The organism is Streptomyces sp. NPDC001787, from assembly GCF_040297465.1.
Classification (GTDB): domain Bacteria; phylum Actinomycetota; class Actinomycetes; order Streptomycetales; family Streptomycetaceae; genus Streptomyces.
Genome location: NZ_JBEOZE010000042.1, coordinates 41,923 through 59,119 on the forward strand (window position 1 = coordinate 41,923; position 17,197 = coordinate 59,119).

Below are 17,197 nucleotides of genomic sequence, written 5' to 3' on the forward strand. Positions count from 1 at the left end.
GGAAACCTATTGAAGAGGCATCGATGAGAATCCTGCACAACGCGGACCTCGCTGGACTCGGCGGAATCCAAAGGCATGTGGTGACGCTCGCGCTCGCCCAGCGGGAGTACGGGCACCAGCCGATCGTGGCCACGGCCGCGGAGGGCTACCTCACAAAATCCTGCGAGCGCCACGGGATACCGGTGATCATCGAACCGCACCTGTACCCGCATGGTGAGGAGTGGAAATTCCCCAAGGAGTGGATATTTCCCGTCGAGGAGTCCGTCGGCCTGCTGGCGCGACGGTTCGAAGAACTCGATGTCGATGTGGTGCACTCGCACACCGTCAGTGCCGCGGCTCAGGCCATTCCAGCGGGCAACGCGGCGGGAAAGGCCTGTGTCTTCACCCATCACGCCATCGCGCCGTTGCTCCTGCTGCCCGTGCACCAAGCCCTCGGTGTGCGCTCGGAGATCGTTTCCGTCTCGCGCGCCGGTCTGGATTCCCTCAGGCGCAACGGCGCGTCCGCCGATCGGCTGCACTACGTGCCCAACGGGACACCCGCGGCACCGCGCGGGAGCCGGGCCGGTGCCGGACGCCGGCGTCTGATGCTGGTGGCACGCCTCAGCTGGGAGAAGGGGATCGACACCGCGATCCTGGCGATGGCCGAACTGCACGCGAGGCACGGGACGTCGTGCCCGGAGCTGAATGTGTACGGGGACGGCAGCCTCGCGGAGTACCTGAAGACTGTCACCCACGCGTTGGGTCTGGGCGAGGTGGTTCATTTCCACGGCACCAGGGTGGATGTCATCCAGGATGGCGCCGAGGGTGACGTGCTCGTGGTCCCTTCCCGCTCCGAGGCGTGTCCGCTCGTCGTTCTTGAGGCCATGAGCAGGGGAATTCCGGTGGTGGCCACAGCTGTCGGAGGGGTGCCGGACATGATTCCCGATGCGCGGTACGGGCGTCTGGTCCCCGCGGACTCGGCCATCGCGCTGGCGGATGCCGTGGACGCGGTCATCGCCGATCTGGCCGAAGGCAAGGTCGATCCCGAAGCTGTCGCGGCCCACCATTCCGCGTTCTTCTCCGAGGCGAAGATGGTGGAACGCCTCAACAAGGTCTATGCGGATGCTTCGGGCTGAACGGCCGATCCGGCCGACCGTAAATAACCTGCGAGCTGGAGGACACCACATGCCTGACGGCGCATTTTCCTCTGATGTCGTGATAATTGGCGGATGCGGGCGGGTCGGATTGCCGCTGGGCATCGCTCTGGCATCCCGGGGCCGCACGGTGAGCCTGTACGACATCAACGAGAAGGCCGTTGAGCAGGTGAACGAGGGACGGCTGCCGTTCCTGGAAAGGGGTGCGGAGCAGCCGCTGGCCGATGCCGTACGTGAGGGGCAGCTCATGGCGACGGTCGATCCGGCCGTCGTCGGCACGGCCGAGTACGTGATCGTGGTGGTCGGGACCCCGGTGGATGCCTTTCTGGCGCCGGACCACTCGGCTGTCTGGCGGGCGCTTGAGAGCTGCCGCGGCCACTTCTCCCCGGAGCAGGTGATCGTCCTGCGCAGCACTGTGCACCCGGGTGCCGTTCGGATCATCGAACGGCTGCTGGAGCCGTACGGTCTGGCCTCGAACGTCGCCTTCTGCCCCGAGCGGATAGCCGAGGGGCACTCGATGACCGAGCTGTTCTCCCTGCCGCAGATCGTCGCCGCCCGGAACCAGGAGACCGCCGTCCGGGCCGAGAAGCTCTTCCGGGCGCTGACCGACCGGATCGTGTCCCTCAGCCCGGAGGAGGCCGAACTGGTCAAGCTCTTCACCAACTCATGGCGGTACATCAAGTTCGCCACGGCCAATGAGTTCTGGCGGATCTCCAACGACGCCGGTCTGGACTACGACCGCATCCGCCATGCGCTGACCCACGAATACCCCCGGGCCGCCGATGTCCCCGGTGCGGGATTCGCCGCGGGGCCGTGTCTGCGCAAGGACACCATCCAACTGGCCTCCCACAGCGGGACGTTCGCCCTGGGCCACGCGGCGGTGCAGGTGAACGAGGGGCTTCCGGCCTATCTGGTGTCCCGGCTGGAGCGCCGATACCCGCTGGCCGACATGACGGTGGGAATTCTGGGGATGGGATTCAAGGCGGGTTCCGACGACCCGCGCGAGAGTCTTTCCTTCCGATTACGCAAGATTCTTCTGCTCCGAGCCCAGGAGGTCCTGTGCGCCGATCCGTATGTGGTGGATGAACGCTTCCTGCCGGAAGAGGAAGTGCTGGGACGCGCCGATCTTCTCATCATCGGAGCGCCGCATCCGGCCTATCACGGGCTGAAGGCGGAGCAACCGATCGCTGATGTGTGGGGCATCACCGGACATGGTGCCCTGATCTGACCCGACCGACCGGAACACCTCCGCGGCCGGCCGGCGTCCGCGGTCAATGAGAGGACATCTTGATATGGCCAGAGTGCTCGTGACGGGGTCAGCGGGATTCATCGGTGGATATGTGGTGGAACGGCTGCTGGCGGACGGCCACGAAGTCGTGGGGCTGGACAACTACTCGAAGTACGGCCCTGTGACGCGCTCCTACGATTCCCATCCCTCCTACCACTTCGTGCGGGGTGACGCCCGCGACCTGGAACAGCTGACCGAGGCGCTCAACGGCTGCGATCACTTGATCGCCGGAGCCGCGCTGATCGGTGGCATCAGCTACTTCCACTCCTATCCCTATGACCTGCTGGCCGCGAACGAGCGCATCATCGCGACCACATGCGACGCGGCGATCAAGGCGCACCGCTCCGGCACCCTGCGGAAGGTGACCTACCTGTCGTCGTCGATGGTGTTCGAGTCCACCGACCGATGGCCCTCGAAAGAGGGGGATGAACGCCTGGTGCCGCCGCCGCTGTCCTCGTACGGCTTCCAGAAACTGGCCGTGGAGTACTTCGCCCGAGCCGCGTGGGACCAGTACGGGCTGCCCTACACGATCGTGCGGCCGTTCAACTGCGTCGGCGTGGGGGAGGGCAGGGCCCTGGGCCAGGCCGAGATCCTGTCGGGCAACGTCAAGCTGGCGATGTCGCACGTCGTCCCTGACCTGGTGCAGAAGGTCATGAAGGGTCAGGACCCGCTGCACATTCTGGGCTCGGGTGACCAGGTCCGGCACTACACCTACGGCGGTGACCTGGCCCGTGGGATCGTCCTCGCGATGGAGCACGACGCCGCGCTCAACGAGGACTTCAACCTCTCCACCGCCCGGAGCACCACCGTTCTGGAGCTCGCCGAGCGGATCTGGCACACCGTCCGGCCCGAGGGCGGCCCGTTCCGCTTCGTCTCGGACGACCCGTTCGCCCACGACGTGCAAAAGCGCGTGCCGGATGTCGAGAAGGCACGGCGTGTGCTCGGGTTCGAGGCGACGACCGACCTGGACACGATGCTGGGCGAGGTGATCGCGTGGACCGCCGAAGCGATCGCCGAAGGCCGGCTGTGAGCCGCCCTCGCGCCGTGCCCGGATCCGCTCTCCGCACCGACGAACGACTTCTTCTCCCCATGAGGTGATCGAATGGCCCGGAAAATCGTCCTCGGTATCAACGGGGCGCACGATGCCGCTGCCTGCATCGTGGTCGACGGTGAACTCGTCGTGGCTGTCCCCGAAGAGCGGCTGTCACGTGTGAAATACCATGAAGGATATCCATTCAAGGCCGTGGACTACTGCCTGCGCGTGGCTGGTCTCCGCTCCCTGGGCGAAGTCGACTCCGTCGTCATCAATCGCTATACGCACAACGACTACGAACCCGAGATCCGACGTTCGGGATTTGACGGCGAGTTGGTGATCAACCCCTCACACCATCTGCTGCACGCCTACTACGCCTGGGTCGCCTCCGACTTCAGGCGCCCGGCGGTACTCGTTCTGGACGGCAGCGGTTACAACTACGGCGAGTACGAGCGGCGCGGCAGCCCGCTCATCGGGCCGCCCCCTCAGTACTCCGAGATGGAGGAGGCCGAGTCCATGTACGCGGTCGGTGAGGACGGCTCGCTCGAACTGGTCAGGAAGAAATGGGGTCTGTGGGACTCCATGAAGCCCTTCATGCGGTTCCCGAGCCTGGGCCACATGTTCTCGGCGGCCTCGCAGTACATCTTCGGGCACTTCCAGCATGCCGGGAAGACCATGGGACTGGCGCCCTACGGCGACGCGTCCGCCTTCCCCGAGCCGTTCATCGAGTACGACGGCGACGACCTGGTCTTCGACACCACATGGGTCACCAAGCTGCCGCCCCGGTCCGATCTGCCCGCCCACCTGGATCCGATATGCCGGAACCTGGCGGCCAAGGTCCAGGAAGAGCTCGAACCCGCGGTCATCCACCTGTGCAAGGTGATCCATGAAGCCACCGGTTCCGAGGAGCTCGCGCTGAGCGGCGGCGTCGGCCTCAACAGTGTGGCCAACGGGCTGATCCTGCGGCAGACACCGTTCTCGAAGCTGTTCGTGACGCCCGCGTCCGGTGACTCGGGCATCGCCATCGGCGCCGCCCTGTACGGCTACCACAGGCTCACCGGCGACCGGCCGCGCTGGCGCGCGTACGACAACTACCACGGCCAGAAGTACGACGACCGGGATGTCGCGGACGCCGTCGCCGGGGCGGCGGATTTCGTACGTGCCGAGTCCGTCCCCCGCGTCGTCGAGGCGGCCGTGGCCGACCTCGTGGACGGCAAGTTCGTCGGCTGGTTCGAAGGCGCCAGTGAGTTCGGGCCGCGTGCCCTGGGACACCGCAGCATCATCTGCGACCCGCGGCCCGGCGACATGCGCGACCGGCTGAACGCACGGGTCAAGTTCCGCGAGCCGTTCCGGCCCTACGCCGCCTCGGTGCTGGCCGAGCACGTCAAGGAGTACTTCGACGTCGCGGCCGACGATCCGTTCATGATGACGGTCGCACCGCTGCTGCCGCAGCAGATCGAGGTCATCAGGAGTGTCTGCCACGTGGACGACACCTGTCGCATTCAGACCGTCGACCCCGAACACCAGGGCCTGTACCGGAGGCTGATCGAGCACTTCCACGAAGTCACCGGTGTGCCGATGGTCCTCAACACGTCCTTCAACATCCGCGGCGAACCCATCGTGGAGACTCCGCAGGACGCCATCCGCTGCTTCCTCAGCTGCAACCTCGATGTGCTGTACCTCAACGGACTGCGCATCACCAAACTGACCACGGGCGGGAGCGGCGCGCCTGCCACCCTCGTACCCCACCTGGTGGAGGATGTCTCGCTCGCCGCGACGACCGAGAGCGTCGGGGGCGGCGCGTCGGTTCCGAGCTACTTCTGCCGGACCCGCACGGGGCAGCGCGTCCCCGTCGACGCCGACGAGTACACGCTGCTGCATCTGATCGACGCCGAGCGCTCCATCGCCGGGATCGCGGCGGCGCTCCCGGGGCGTTCCGAGGCGGAAGTGGTCGACGCCGTCGACGATCTGCGACAGCGCGGCATGGTCCGGCTGGCACGCGCGGCGGTGGGGGCAAGGGAACGGAGCGAACGATGAGGTTCGCCTTCTTCGACGACTACTGCCACGAGCGCGGCCACCACCCCGACCTGCTGATGGGCCTGGGTACCGCGGCGGGGGCGCCGGTCTACTGTCCGCCGTCCTACTTGGAGGGCAGGTCGGCGGACCGGCGACGAGTCGAGCACGTGCCGGTCACGGGTTCTCGGCAGGGGCTGGCGTCGGTGACGCGGCGCAATCTGGAGGCGTCGCTGGCCGATGCCTCGGCCCGTGGATGCGAGGTTTTCGTCAACCTCTTCTTCGACGAGAACTGGGATTCCCTCCCCGTCGCTCCGGGGCCGCTGCGCGTCATCCACGCCTTGCACCGGCCGGCCGAACTGACCGGGGAACTCGGTGGGGTCAACGCGGAGAAGACCGGCGACGTACGGGGACTGCTGAAGCAACTGGGCGAAGGCCGGGACCTGTTCGTCGTGCACACCGTGACGGGCGAGCGCCAGGCACTCGACTGGTTGCCACGCGACGTCGTCGTCAGGGTGGGCTGGCCGGCGGCCACGGCCGCGGAGGTGCGGGAGCGGTTCGCGGCTCCTCGCCGGGACACCGACGAGGAGCCCTACGTGCTCCTCGTCGGCGAGGCGCTGGACTACAAGGGCTTCCATCACCTGCTGGAGGCGGTCAACCCCGGGCCCCGGCTGAGGATCGCGGGAAACCTGGCGAACGGGGAGGAACTCATCGCCCGCCGCTATCCCAGGGCCCGGGTCGACTGGGAACCGGGCTGGATCACCCGTGAGCGCATGCACCGGCTCATCGAGGGGGCCGCTGTGGTGGCGTTCCCGTACCTCGACGAATTCGCGGCACACGGTGGCGTATCGGCCGCGCTGGTGCAGGCCCTCACCTTCGGCAAGGCCATCGTCGTGTCCGAACCGCTTGCTCCGCAGGTGCCCGTGTCGGAGGCGATTATGACCGTGCCCACCGGAGATGTCCGGGCACTGCGCGCTGCCATCGCCCGGGGCATGGACCACCGGGCCGTTCTGGAGGACGCGGCCCAGGACCTTCGGGAGTACGTGCTGCGCGAGCACACGTACGAGGGACATCTGGAGCAGATGTCCCAGGCAGTGGCAGGGCGTTGACGGGGCATCGGGCCCTGCTGCGGCGCCGCCCCGTCGAGACGCACGGCGGGGCGGCGATCCGCGAGGCCGATGACGGAGGCGGCGCGGAGGCCGGTTCCGCCCGGACGTGAACGTGACGCGGTCGGCCTACGGGGCCGGCTGCGCGGGAGTGCCGGGGAACGGATCGAACGCCGCCAGCTCGTCCGGGGTCGGCGGCTGGAAGTAGTGGAGCGCCGTGTCGAGCACGGACTCCGTGATGAGGTACGTGCCCGGCGGGAGATCCGCGTTGCGCTTGGCGAGACGCGCGCGCAGCTCGTCCATCGGGAGGTCGAGTACGCACAGCACTACCTGCGCGCCCAGCGCCTGTGCCTCGCTCCGGTACCGGTCGCGCTCCTCCCGGGCGTACAGCCCCCAGTCGAGCACCACGTTCCCGCCGGTTTCCAGAACCCGCAGGGCGGTACGCCACTGCAACCGCTCCACCGGATCGCGCGTGGCGTCCAGTTCCTCGTCGGAATAGGTCGGAAAAAGCTCGAACAGCCATTCGTCAGCGGTCAGTCGAAGAGCTGACCATTCCCCTTCCAGACGCTTGGCCAACGTCGTCTTGCCGGAACCGGGGAGCCCGCAGATGAGGAACAGGATAGCCACGACCGGAAGATTATCATCGGCGTATCCCGGGAGCGAGAGACCGCGGGGCCGCCCCGGGCCGACGGCCGGTGCGCTCCGGAAGCACGGGCCCGGCGGGGACAGCCCCCGCCGGGCCCCCGCCTGCGGGGGACGTCCTCTCATCCGGCCGGCGGCCGCAACGGGCCGATACCCACGCCGAATTCCTCGATGGTCGCCGCGATACGGCGCAGATCCGCCTCCGAGAGTCCGAGCCCGTCCGCCGCCAGCAGACCGCCGAGCTGGCCCGGCCTGCGGGCACCGACGATGGCCCCGGTGACGCCCGGCCAGGCCAGCACCCAGGCGATGGCCACGGCCGGCACCGGCACACCGTGCGCCGCGGCGATCGACCGCAGGGTCTCGGCGACCGCGAGATTGCCGGGCAGGTGGACGGTGAACTCCGGGTCGGTGCGGCGCCAGTCGTCGTCCGGCAGCGACTCCACCCGCTGCGGGGAGAACGCACCCGACAGGAGGCCCGAATAGAGCGCCTGATAGGTGATGACACCGGTGCCTCGGGCGGCGGCCCACTCGATCTCCGGCGCCGCTTCCCGCCGGATGGGCGACAGCGGGGGCTGGATCGCATCGACGTGCGCGACCTTCTCCGCCCGGTCGAGCTCCTGCACGCTGTGATTGGACAGACCGATGGCGCGGACCTTCCCCTCGGCCTTCAGGTCGGCCATGGTCTGCCAGTACTCCTCCACCGGGACGCCCTCCGGCGGCACCGTGCGCTCCTGCCATTCGTCGCGTTCGCCGTCGTCCGGCTGGTGCACCTGGTAGAGGTCGATGTGGTCGACCCGCAACCGGCGCAGGGACTCCTCGACCTCGCGGCGCACGCTGTCCGCCCGCATCGTGCGCTGAGGCGCCCTGAAGGGCTCCTTCGCGTTTCCCACCAGGCCGCATTTGGTGAAGACGAACGGACGCTCCCGGCCGGGTATCCCCGACAGCGCCTCGCCGATCACCTCCTCGGAGTGGCCGAGGCCGTACACGGCGGCCGTGTCGATCCAGTTGACTCCGGCGTGCAGCGACCGGCGGATCGTGGCGATGGATTCCCTGTCGTCCTGGCTGCTCCAGCCGTAGAGCCAATCGGGCCCCCCGAGCGCCCAGGTCCCCAGCCCCAGGGTCGTGATGTCCATTCCCGTCACGCCCAAGGGGCGCTTCTCCACACTCATGGCCTTCTCTTCCTGCTGGTCGACCCGGGCCACCCAGGACGCTCGGCTGCGCGGCGGTGCGTCCGGGCGGTGCGGCATACGGCGCGTCCGTCGGACTTCCCGGGGATCAGGCGACGATCAGTGGCCGCAGCGTCCGGTGAGCGATGCGCAGCCCCTGGGTGACGCGCTCGTCGTCGCCTCCCCACACCGGATCCTCGTGCTCGACGGCCAGAGTTCCTGTGAAGCCGAGCTCATAGAGCCGGTCCACCGTCCGCTTCCAGTCGATCTCTCCCAGTCCGGGCATGCGATAGCGCCACCAGCCCATGTCCCAGGGGGTGTCGCCCTTGTCGACCCGGCCGTAGAAGCCGTACCGCTGTCGAGCGGCGGTGTCGATCTCCACGTCCTTGGCCTGGGCATGGGCGATCCGGTCGATGTACGGAGCGATGGTCCCCACCGGATCGATCCCGAGCCAGACGAGATGTGAAGGGTCCCAGTTGAGGTAGAAGCCGAGCGAGAACATCCATTCCCAGAGTTCGGGCGAGTAGGCGAGGTTCGCGGGATACCCGTCCGGGTGCCAGCCCTCCACCGCGCAGTTCTCCACGAGGAGCTTGACGCCCCGCTCGCCGGCGTACTCGACGAGTTCCGGCAGGATGCGCTCGGCCTCCTGGATGTTGTCCGAGATCGATGCGGTCCAGTCACGGCCGATCCACGTACCGACGTGAGGGACGCCCAGCTTCTGCGCCGAGTCGATGGCTTTCTTCAGATGGCCGCGCACTTCCTGCCGACGGGCGGGATCCGGATGGAGGTTGTTCTCGAAATAGGCCAGAGCCGATATTTCCAAGCCGTGTTTTTCGAGCGAGGCCTTCGTGTCGTCGACCTGGTCGGAGGTGAAGTCCGCCACATGCAGGTGACTTCCCTCGGACGCGCGGTCACTGGGCCAGACCGCGACCTCCAGAGTCTCGTATCCGGCGGTGGAAGCCCAGGCGGCGATGTGGTCCAGATCCCATCCGGGAAGACAGCCGGTGAACATTCCGAGTTTCACTGTGATACCCCTCATCCGGATACGGACACGATGGAGCCCGCGCTTCTGAGATCTCCACCCCGGAATGACCGAGCGACCGCCGGGTTGGATCCCGGCCCGACGATAGGGGGGCTGAGGGGGCTGATTCCAGAGGGCATTCAGGAAGATGACCGGAAGCGCTGCCCGGAGGGACGGGTGTGCCGCGCGGGGGAGCGGGCCGGTCCGCGCGACGGGGTCCGTCACTCCGGCCGGCCGCATCGGACGCACCGGGCGCCGGGCGGAGGGGGAGCACCGAAGAGCCGGCCGAACCGGAAGCGCGAGCACGGCTTCCCGCCGATGCGTACATGGGTGCGGATTCGCAGGGAGCCTCGCCGTATAGCCTGGGGAAATGCTGACAGAAGTCACGGCGACCCGCTATGTCACGCCCCTGCGTGAGGGCGGCTCGCTCCCGGGCATCGTCGAGGCCGACGATCTCGGTACGTACGTCATGAAGTTCACCGGCGCGGGCCAGGGCCGCAAGACCCTCGTCGCGGAGGTCATCTGCGGGGAGCTCGGCCGCAGGCTGGGGCTGCGGGTCCCCGAGCTGGTGACCATGCAGCTCGACCCCGTGATCGGGCTCGGGGAGCCGGATCAGGAGGTTCAGGAGCTGCTGAAGGCGAGCGGCGGGCTGAATCTCGGCATGGACTATCTGCCCGGCTCGCTCGGATTCGATCCGCTGGCGTACGAGGTGGACCCGGTGGAGGCCGGGCGGATCGTGTGGTTCGACGCGCTCATCAACAACGTCGACCGGTCGTGGCGGAACCCCAACATGCTGGTCTGGCACGGTGACCCCTGGCTGATCGACCACGGCGCCACCATGATCTGGCACCACAACTGGCCGGGCGCGGAGGCGTCGGCGGCCAAGCCCTACAACGCCTCCGACCACGTCCTGGCGCCGTTCGGTCCGGACATCGCGGCCGCGGCCGCCGCGCTCGCCCCGCTCGTCACCGAGGAGCTGCTCACCGAGGTCACCGCCGATGTGCCGGACGCCTGGCTGACCGACGAGCCCGGCTTCGGCTCGACGGACGAGCTGCGCCGGGCGTATGTGCGGCCGCTGCTCGCTCGCGCCGCCACGATCCATGAGCGGATCACGCTGGACGCCCCCACCAGGACCACCCCCTCCAGGGCCCCGGGCTGGCTCACCGATCACCTCGCTCCCTGGCCCCACCCGACGAAGGACCGCGCCGCGCAGAGCGGGGCCGGTCGTGACAGTGCCGCGCGGAGCGGCGAGGAGAACGGCCGATGAGCGAGCGCGATGTCTTCGAGTACGCGCTGCTGCGGGTGGTCCCGCGCGTCGAGCGCGGTGAGTGCTTCAACGCGGGTGTCCTTGTGTACTGCCGGGCGAAGTCGTTCGTCGCGGCCCGTACCCACCTCGACGAGAACAAGCTGAAGGCGCTGGACCCGGACGCCGATGTCGTCGGGGTCCGGGCCGCGCTGCGCGCGGTCGAGGGGGTCTGCGGCGGCGGCGAAGGGGCCGGGCAGGCGGCGGGCGACGACGCCGGGCGGCGCTTCCGCTGGCTGATCGCGCCGCGCTCCACGGTCGTCCAGCCGGGCGCCGTGCACAGCGGCCTCACCCTGGACCCGGCGGGGGAGGTCGACCGGCTGCTCGACCTGCTGGTGCGCTGACCGGTCCCGGTCCCGGTCCCGGTCCGGTGACCCGGAGACATGCGGAGCCACCCCCTCGGGTGTGACATGCGGCCACTGTTCCCGTGGGCCGTTGACACCGGGTGCCAGGGCTTCTAGCGTCTCGTCTGCTGAAGGTACTAAGCGGTTGCTCAGTCATCGGGACTCTTCTGTCGGGGAACGCGAGCTCCAGGACTGTCCCGACGTCCGCTGAGCCGCGATCCAAGGGCGAGGAGAACCAAGCATGTCCACCACCGAGCAGCGTGTCGCCATCGTGACGGGAGCGGCGCGGGGCATTGGCGCCGCCACCGCGGTACGCCTGGCGGCCGAGGGCCGCGCCGTGGCCGTACTCGACCTCGACGAGGCGGCCTGCGAGGACACCGTCGAGAAGATCACGGCCGCCGGGGGCACCGCCCTCGCCGTCGGCTGCGACGTGTCGGACAGCGCCCAGGTGGAGGCCGCCGTCGCGCGGGTGGCCGCCGAGCTGGGCGCCCCGACGATCCTCGTCAACAACGCGGGCGTGCTCCGCGACAACCTGCTCTTCAAGATGAGTGAGCTGGACTGGGACCTCGTGATGAACGTGCACCTCAAGGGCGCGTTCCTGATGGCCAAGGCGGTCCAGTCGCACATGGTGGAGGCCAGGTTCGGCCGCATCGTGTCGCTGTCCTCCTCCTCGGCGCTCGGCAACCGCGGGCAGGCGAACTACTCCGCCGTGAAGGCGGGCCTCCAGGGCTTCACCAAGACCCTGGCCAAGGAGCTCGGCAAGTTCGGCGTCACCGCCAACGCCGTCGCCCCGGGCTTCATCGTCACCGAGATGACCGCGCAGACCGCGGCCCGGGTCGGCATGGGCTTCGAGGAGTTCCAGGCCGCCGCGGCCACCCAGATCCCGGTGCAGCGCGTCGGCCGCCCGGAGGACATCGCCAACGCCATCGCCTTCTTCACGGGCGAGGACGCCGGGTTCGTCTCCGGGCAGGTCATGTACGTGGCCGGCGGACCCCTCAACTGACGCGAAGGGCAACGGACATCATGACGGTGCAGGACAGCGGGAAGGTCGCCCTGATCACGGGTGCCAGCCGGGGTATCGGCTACGGCATCGCCGAGGCGTTCGTCGCCCGCGGCGACCGGGTGTGCATCACCGGCCGCGGTGAGGACGCCCTCAAGGAGGCCGTGGAGCGGCTCGGCTCGGACAGAGTCATCGCGATCGCCGGCAAGGCCCACGACGAGGCCCACCGGGCGGCGGCCGTCGAGCGGGTCATGGAGACGTTCGGCCGGGTCGACTTCCTCGTCAACAACGCGGGGACGAACCCGGTCTTCGGCCCGATCGCCGAACTCGACCTCAACGTCGTCCGCAAGGTCTACGAGACCAATGTGATCTCGGCGCTGGGCTTCGCCCAGCAGACCTGGAAGGCCTGGCAGAAGGAGAACGGCGGGGCGATCGTCAACATCGCCTCGGTCGCCGGTATCTCCGCCTCCCCCTTCGTCGGCGCGTACGGCATGAGCAAGGCGGCCATGGTCAACCTGACCCTCCAGCTGGCGCACGAGTTCGCGCCGGTCGTCCGGGTCAACTCGATCGCTCCGGCCGTGGTCAGGACCAAGTTCGCCGAGGCGCTCTACGAGGGCCGCGAGGCGGAGGTGGTCGCCCGCTATCCGCTCGGCCGGCTCGGAGCGCCGCAGGACATCGGTGGTGCGGCGGCCTTCCTCACCTCCGGGCAGTCCGACTGGATCACCGGACAGACCCTGGTGGTCGACGGCGGGATTCTCCTGAACGCGGGCGTGGGCTGAGAACGGCCTGAACCGGTTTCGCCCTGATTGACTCAAGTGCCCTGCCGGGCCTGAGGATTGACCCGGCGGGGCGCTGCGGTATGGTCTGCCGACCCATGGCTGATCGAGGAGCGTGCACGTGTTCTACCGGGCCAGTCTGCAGGCTGCTGCAGCCCTTGCTTCCCTTTCTTTGCTGGCCGGCTGCGGTCTGCTCTCCGGCAGCGACTCGGACACCGACCAGAAGATCGTCGTCGGCTCGACGAGCTCGCCCTCGACCCTGGATCCGGCGGCAGCCTGGGACAACTCGTGGGAGCTGATGCGGAACGTCTTCCAGACGCTGGTCAGCTTTCCCACCGGCACCACCACCCCCGAGCCCGACGCCGCGGAGAACTGCAAGTTCACCGATGCCACGAGCATGGCCTACCGGTGCACGCTGCGCAGGGGGCTGAAGTTCTCCAACGGCGAGAGGCTCGACGCCGAGGCCGTGAAGTACAGCATCGACCGGATCGTGAACCTGAAGGTCAAGGGCGGCCCCATCGGCATGCTCGGCTCCCTGGACCGGGTGGAGACCAAGGGTGACGACACCGTCGTCTTCCACCTCAACAAGTCGGACGCCACCTTCCCCTTCATCCTGGCCACCCCCGCGATGTCGCTCGTCGCGCCCGGTGACTACCCCAAGGACAAGCTCCGCGACGACGGCAAGGTCACCGGCTCCGGCCCGTACCTCCTGGACTCCTACAAGCCCAGGGTCGCGTCCGAGATGACGAAGAACCCCGATTACAAGGGCTTCGCCAACCGCAAGAACAACACGGTCACCGTCCAGTACTTCAAGGAATCCGCGCAGATGGTGGCCGCGCTCAAGAAGAAGAAGATCGACGCGATCTACCGGGGGCTGACCGCCGAGGAGGTCGTCAGCCTGGAGGACAACAAGGCCGACAACGACGGACTCCAGATCGTCGAGACGGTCGGCGCCGACATCCGTTTCCTCGTCTTCAACCCGAAGGACGAGGCCGCCGGAAAGCCCGCCGTCCGCAAGGCCATCGCGCACCTCGTGAACCGGGACGAGCTGGTCGCCAAGGTCTACCGGGGCACCGCCGAGCCGCTGTACTCCATGGTCCCCAAGGGCATCGCCGGGCACACCACGAGCTTCTTCGACACCTACGGCGACCCGGACGTGAGGAAGGCCAGGAAGATCCTGACCGACGCGGGCATCACCAAGCCGGTCAAGATGACCTTCTGGTACACCACCGACCGGTACGGCTCCTCCACGGAGCCCGAGTTCGAGGAGCTCCGGCGTCAGCTGGAGGATTCGGGCCTCTTCGACATCACGCTCAAGGGCGAGCCGTGGACGGACTTCCAGGAGGGCTTCACCAAGGGGGAGTACCCCGTCTTCGGCCGGGGCTGGTTCCCCGACTTCCCGGACCCCGACAACTTCATCGCCCCCTTCATGGGCAAGGAGAGCGTCACCGGGACCCCGTACATGAACAAGGAGATCAATGAGCAGCTGATCCCCTCCACGCGGCAGGAGAGCGACCGGGGCGCGGTCAGCAAGCAGTTCGAACGGGCCCAGGAGATCCTGGTGGAGGACGTCCGGCTGCTGCCGCTGTGGCAGGGCAAGCTGTACGTCGCCTCCGGCGAGGACATCGGCGGCGGCGAGCGCGCCCTGGACCCGCAGACCGTCATGCAGCTGTGGGAGCTGTACCGCAAGACCAGCTGGTAGGCCTCGAACGTCCGTTGTCAGTGGTGCCCGGTAGGTTCTGTGGTCAAGAACTGATTGCTTACCGGAGGTTGTGGACGTGACCGACACCGACCTGCTGCCCGAGTCCTGGCGCGGCGTCCTCGGCGAAGAGCTGCAGAAGCCGTACGTCAAGGAGCTGACGGACTTCGTCGAGGAGGAGCGGGCCAAGGGGCCGGTGTATCCGCCGCGCGAGCAGGTGTTCGCCGCGCTGGACGCCACTCCGTACGACCGGGTGAAGGTCCTCATCCTGGGCCAGGACCCGTATCACGGCGAGGGCCAGGGGCACGGGCTGTGCTTCTCCGTGCGCCCGGGGGTCAAGACCCCGCCCTCGCTGCGCAACATCTACAAGGAGATGAAGGAGGAGCTGGGCCTGCCGGTCCCGGACAACGGGTATCTGATGCCGTGGGCCGAGCAGGGTGTCCTCCTGCTCAACGCCGTGCTGACGGTACGGGCCGGTGAGGCCAACTCGCACAAGGGGAAGGGCTGGGAGAAGATCACCGACGCGGTGATCCGTGCCGTGGCCTCGCGCCCCGACCCGGCGGTCTTCGTCCTCTGGGGCAACTACGCCCAGAAGAAGCTTCCGCTGATCGACGAGGAGCGCCACGTGGTGGTGAAGGGAGCACATCCCTCACCGCTCTCGGCGAAGAAGTTCTTCGGCTCGCGTCCCTTCACCCAGATCAATGAGGCGGTCGCCGCCCAGGGGCACGAGCCCATCGACTGGCGCATCCCCGACCTGGGCTGAGCCCGGCCGACGGGCCGCCGTCCACGCCCCGGCCGGAACGGCGACGGTTGCGGCCCACTCGCCATGCCCTACCCGGCGGATCGGCGCGCGGCGACGGATGCGGGTGCACGGCAAGGCGGAGGGACGTCCGCATACTGGACGTATGCGGACGTTCCGACAACGCCGCGCGGTGCCGTGGCCGTCGTCGTGCGCCCGTCAGGGACCAGGGGGACGGCCCTCGGCGCCGGCACGACCGCGACCGGCGGTACGGGGCACGAGGGAGAGCGCAGTGGTGGAGCGGCAGGAGGCGTCCCCGGACGCCGTCACGACCAGGATCGGCCAGGCGGTCATGCTGCTCCACGGCGGTGACCGGGAGGAGGCCCGGAACCGCTTCGGCGCCCTCTGGTCGGAGATCGGTGAGGACGGCGACGCTCTCCACCGCTGCACCCTCGCGCACTACATGGCCGACACCCAGGACGACCCGGGTGATGAACTGGCCTGGGACCTGCGGGCGTTGACGGCCGCGGAGGAACTGAGCGGCGAGCGTGCGGCGGAACACCGCGACGCCGTGGCCGTGCGGTCCTTCTCCCCCTCACTGCATCTCAGCCTCGCGGCGGACTATCTGAAGCTCCAGCGCCCCGAGGCGGCCCGGATCCATCTGCACCGGGCCAGGGCCGCCGCCGACGGCCTCGCGGACGGCGGGCACGGCGGAGGGGTCCGCGCCGCCATCGACCGGCTGGAACTGCGGATGCGGCAGCGATGACCCCCCGGTCCGGGCCATGGGCTCAGTCGCCGTAGGTCTGTTCGCAGATCCTGGACTGGGGGCTGCCGGCCGGCCAGCCCCCGTACCCCCGGCCCAGCGCGCAGACATCCGAAGGGTGGCCGCCGGGGGAGCGCGGTACGGCCCGTGACTCGGGAGGCGGAACACGCGGCAGCCGGGGCGGGGTCCACCGCTTCGGGGACTCCACGGCCTCCCGCAGCCGAGGCGCGAGCGGCGCCGGGCGCCGGACGTCGGCGGGGGCCCGATGGGCGGAGGCGGAAGGCGGCGCCGAGGCGACGGGGGAGGGTTTCGGGTCCGGGAGGGACTCCGACTCCAAGGATTCCAGGGCCTCGTGGGCGGCGGGCGGCTGCACGATCTGCGGCGTCACGTCCAGGACGGGCCGGCTGGAGCCGGGACGCGGCGGGAGTTCCGCCGGGGGCTCCACCGACACACAGCCCGAGACCGCTGTGACGGCCACTCCCACCAGGAACTTCGCGGTGATTCTCGTTCGATGCACCCGGGCAACTCTGCTGTGCGGGAGGCCGCCCGGGGGGCCGGTGCGGCGGGATTGGCCCGCACGAGTGACGCGGCCGGTACGGCGCGGCTGTTGCCGTCAGGCGCCGGTGGCGCCGTCGATCCGCTCGCGCACCAGGTCCGCGTGGCCGTTGTGCCGGGCGTACTCCTCGATCATGTGCGTGTAGATCCAGCGCAGGTTGAACGGCTTGCCGTGCCGGCGGCTCAGCCCCACGGACATGTCGTCGAGGCCGCACTTCGCCGCGATCTCCCGGGCCTGCGCGATCTCCGCGCGCCAGGTGGCCTCCGCCTCCGCCCAGGTGTCGGCCTCGGTGAGGTGGAACTCGCCGTCCGGATCCTCGTCGGTGCCGTAGATCGGCGCCACGTCCTCACCGGCCAGTACCTCGCGGAACCAGCCGCGTTCGACCTCCGCCATATGCCGTACGAGCCCGAGCAGGGTGAAGGCGGACGGCGGTACGGACGCCTCCCGCAACTGGGCGTCGGTGAGGCCCGCGCACTTCATGGCGAGCGTCTCGCGGTGAAAGTCCAGCCAGCCCTCCAGCATGGGGCGTTCGGCGGCGTCGATGGCGGGTTCGGAGCGTTCCACAGCAGTCATGGCGGCCATACTCGCTCATCGGTCAAGGCCGTGGCCAGGCGT

At 68.8% G+C, this 17,197-nt stretch carries 17 protein-coding genes; 12 read left to right on the forward strand and 5 right to left on the reverse strand.

Features of this window, described 5'->3' with window-relative positions:
• The first annotated feature begins 23 nt into the window (after positions 1-23).
• From ABT170_RS36455 to ABT170_RS36475, 5 genes are all read left to right on the forward strand, one after another.
• A complete protein-coding gene (locus ABT170_RS36455; protein ID WP_351874741.1) occupies positions 24-1,115 on the forward strand; it encodes a glycosyltransferase family 4 protein in 1,092 nt (363 codons plus the stop codon).
• 49 nt (positions 1,116-1,164) lie between these two features.
• Positions 1,165-2,361: a nucleotide sugar dehydrogenase gene (locus ABT170_RS36460; RefSeq protein ID WP_351874744.1), complete on the forward strand. Its 1,197-nt coding sequence runs from the start codon at positions 1,165-1,167 to the stop codon at positions 2,359-2,361.
• Positions 2,362-2,425: 64 nt separating this feature from the next.
• Complete coding sequence (locus tag ABT170_RS36465) at positions 2,426-3,451, forward strand: NAD-dependent epimerase/dehydratase family protein (protein ID WP_329941658.1); 1,026 nt, start codon at positions 2,426-2,428, stop codon at positions 3,449-3,451.
• 72 nt (positions 3,452-3,523) lie between these two features.
• Positions 3,524-5,491, forward strand: a complete 1,968-nt coding sequence (locus tag ABT170_RS36470; RefSeq protein WP_351874748.1) for a carbamoyltransferase family protein — start codon at positions 3,524-3,526, stop codon at positions 5,489-5,491.
• The gene (locus tag ABT170_RS36475; RefSeq protein WP_351874751.1) at positions 5,488-6,576 is read left to right on the forward strand and encodes a glycosyltransferase; all 1,089 of its coding nucleotides are present in this window, start codon (positions 5,488-5,490) and stop codon (positions 6,574-6,576) included. The genes ABT170_RS36470 and ABT170_RS36475 overlap by 4 nt, the downstream gene beginning before the upstream one ends.
• A 126-nt stretch (positions 6,577-6,702) precedes the next feature.
• Here the strand turns inward: ABT170_RS36475 and ABT170_RS36480 are convergent, their stop codons facing one another.
• From ABT170_RS36480 to ABT170_RS36490, 3 genes are all read right to left on the reverse strand, one after another.
• The gene (locus ABT170_RS36480; protein ID WP_329941655.1) at positions 6,703-7,200 is read right to left on the reverse strand and encodes a P-loop nucleotide/nucleoside kinase family protein; all 498 of its coding nucleotides are present in this window, start codon (positions 7,198-7,200) and stop codon (positions 6,703-6,705) included.
• Between the two features lie 137 nt (positions 7,201-7,337).
• The gene (locus tag ABT170_RS36485; protein WP_351874754.1) at positions 7,338-8,462 is read right to left on the reverse strand and encodes an aldo/keto reductase; all 1,125 of its coding nucleotides are present in this window, start codon (positions 8,460-8,462) and stop codon (positions 7,338-7,340) included.
• 28 nt (positions 8,463-8,490) lie between these two features.
• Entirely contained in the window at positions 8,491-9,405 is a 915-nt protein-coding gene (locus ABT170_RS36490; protein ID WP_329941653.1) for a sugar phosphate isomerase/epimerase family protein, read from the reverse strand.
• A 367-nt stretch (positions 9,406-9,772) separates the two neighbouring features.
• On the opposite strand from ABT170_RS36490, the gene ABT170_RS36495 reads away from it, so the two are divergent.
• From ABT170_RS36495 to ABT170_RS36525, 7 genes are all read left to right on the forward strand, one after another.
• Complete coding sequence (locus tag ABT170_RS36495) at positions 9,773-10,669, forward strand: HipA family kinase (protein ID WP_351874757.1); 897 nt, start codon at positions 9,773-9,775, stop codon at positions 10,667-10,669.
• Positions 10,666-11,049 carry a DUF3037 domain-containing protein gene (locus tag ABT170_RS36500; RefSeq protein ID WP_266929044.1) on the forward strand — a complete coding sequence of 128 codons (384 nt, stop codon included), beginning with the start codon at positions 10,666-10,668 and terminating at the stop codon, positions 11,047-11,049. The genes ABT170_RS36495 and ABT170_RS36500 overlap by 4 nt, the downstream gene beginning before the upstream one ends.
• Before the next feature lie 241 nt (positions 11,050-11,290).
• The gene (gene fabG, locus ABT170_RS36505; protein WP_351874760.1) at positions 11,291-12,052 is read left to right on the forward strand and encodes a 3-oxoacyl-ACP reductase FabG; all 762 of its coding nucleotides are present in this window, start codon (positions 11,291-11,293) and stop codon (positions 12,050-12,052) included.
• A gap of 20 nt (positions 12,053-12,072) precedes the next feature.
• On the forward strand, positions 12,073-12,828 hold the full coding sequence (locus ABT170_RS36510; protein ID WP_329941650.1) for an SDR family oxidoreductase: 756 nt from the start codon (positions 12,073-12,075) through the stop codon (positions 12,826-12,828).
• Between the two features lie 118 nt (positions 12,829-12,946).
• A complete protein-coding gene (locus tag ABT170_RS36515; protein WP_351874764.1) occupies positions 12,947-14,527 on the forward strand; it encodes an ABC transporter substrate-binding protein in 1,581 nt (526 codons plus the stop codon).
• A 76-nt stretch (positions 14,528-14,603) separates the two neighbouring features.
• Positions 14,604-15,287, forward strand: coding sequence for a uracil-DNA glycosylase (locus ABT170_RS36520; RefSeq protein WP_329941648.1), 684 nt, complete (start codon positions 14,604-14,606; stop codon positions 15,285-15,287).
• Positions 15,288-15,555: 268 nt separating this feature from the next.
• On the forward strand, positions 15,556-16,029 hold the full coding sequence (locus ABT170_RS36525; RefSeq protein ID WP_351874768.1) for a hypothetical protein: 474 nt from the start codon (positions 15,556-15,558) through the stop codon (positions 16,027-16,029).
• A gap of 22 nt (positions 16,030-16,051) precedes the next feature.
• On the opposite strand, the gene ABT170_RS36530 is transcribed toward ABT170_RS36525, so the two are convergent.
• Both ABT170_RS36530 and ABT170_RS36535 read right to left on the reverse strand, forming a co-directional pair.
• Positions 16,052-16,543 carry a hypothetical protein gene (locus ABT170_RS36530; protein ID WP_351874771.1) on the reverse strand — a complete coding sequence of 164 codons (492 nt, stop codon included), beginning with the start codon at positions 16,541-16,543 and terminating at the stop codon, positions 16,052-16,054.
• A 96-nt stretch (positions 16,544-16,639) separates the two neighbouring features.
• Positions 16,640-17,155, reverse strand: a complete 516-nt coding sequence (locus tag ABT170_RS36535; protein ID WP_329941645.1) for a DinB family protein — start codon at positions 17,153-17,155, stop codon at positions 16,640-16,642.
• Positions 17,156-17,197: the final 42 nt, after the last annotated feature.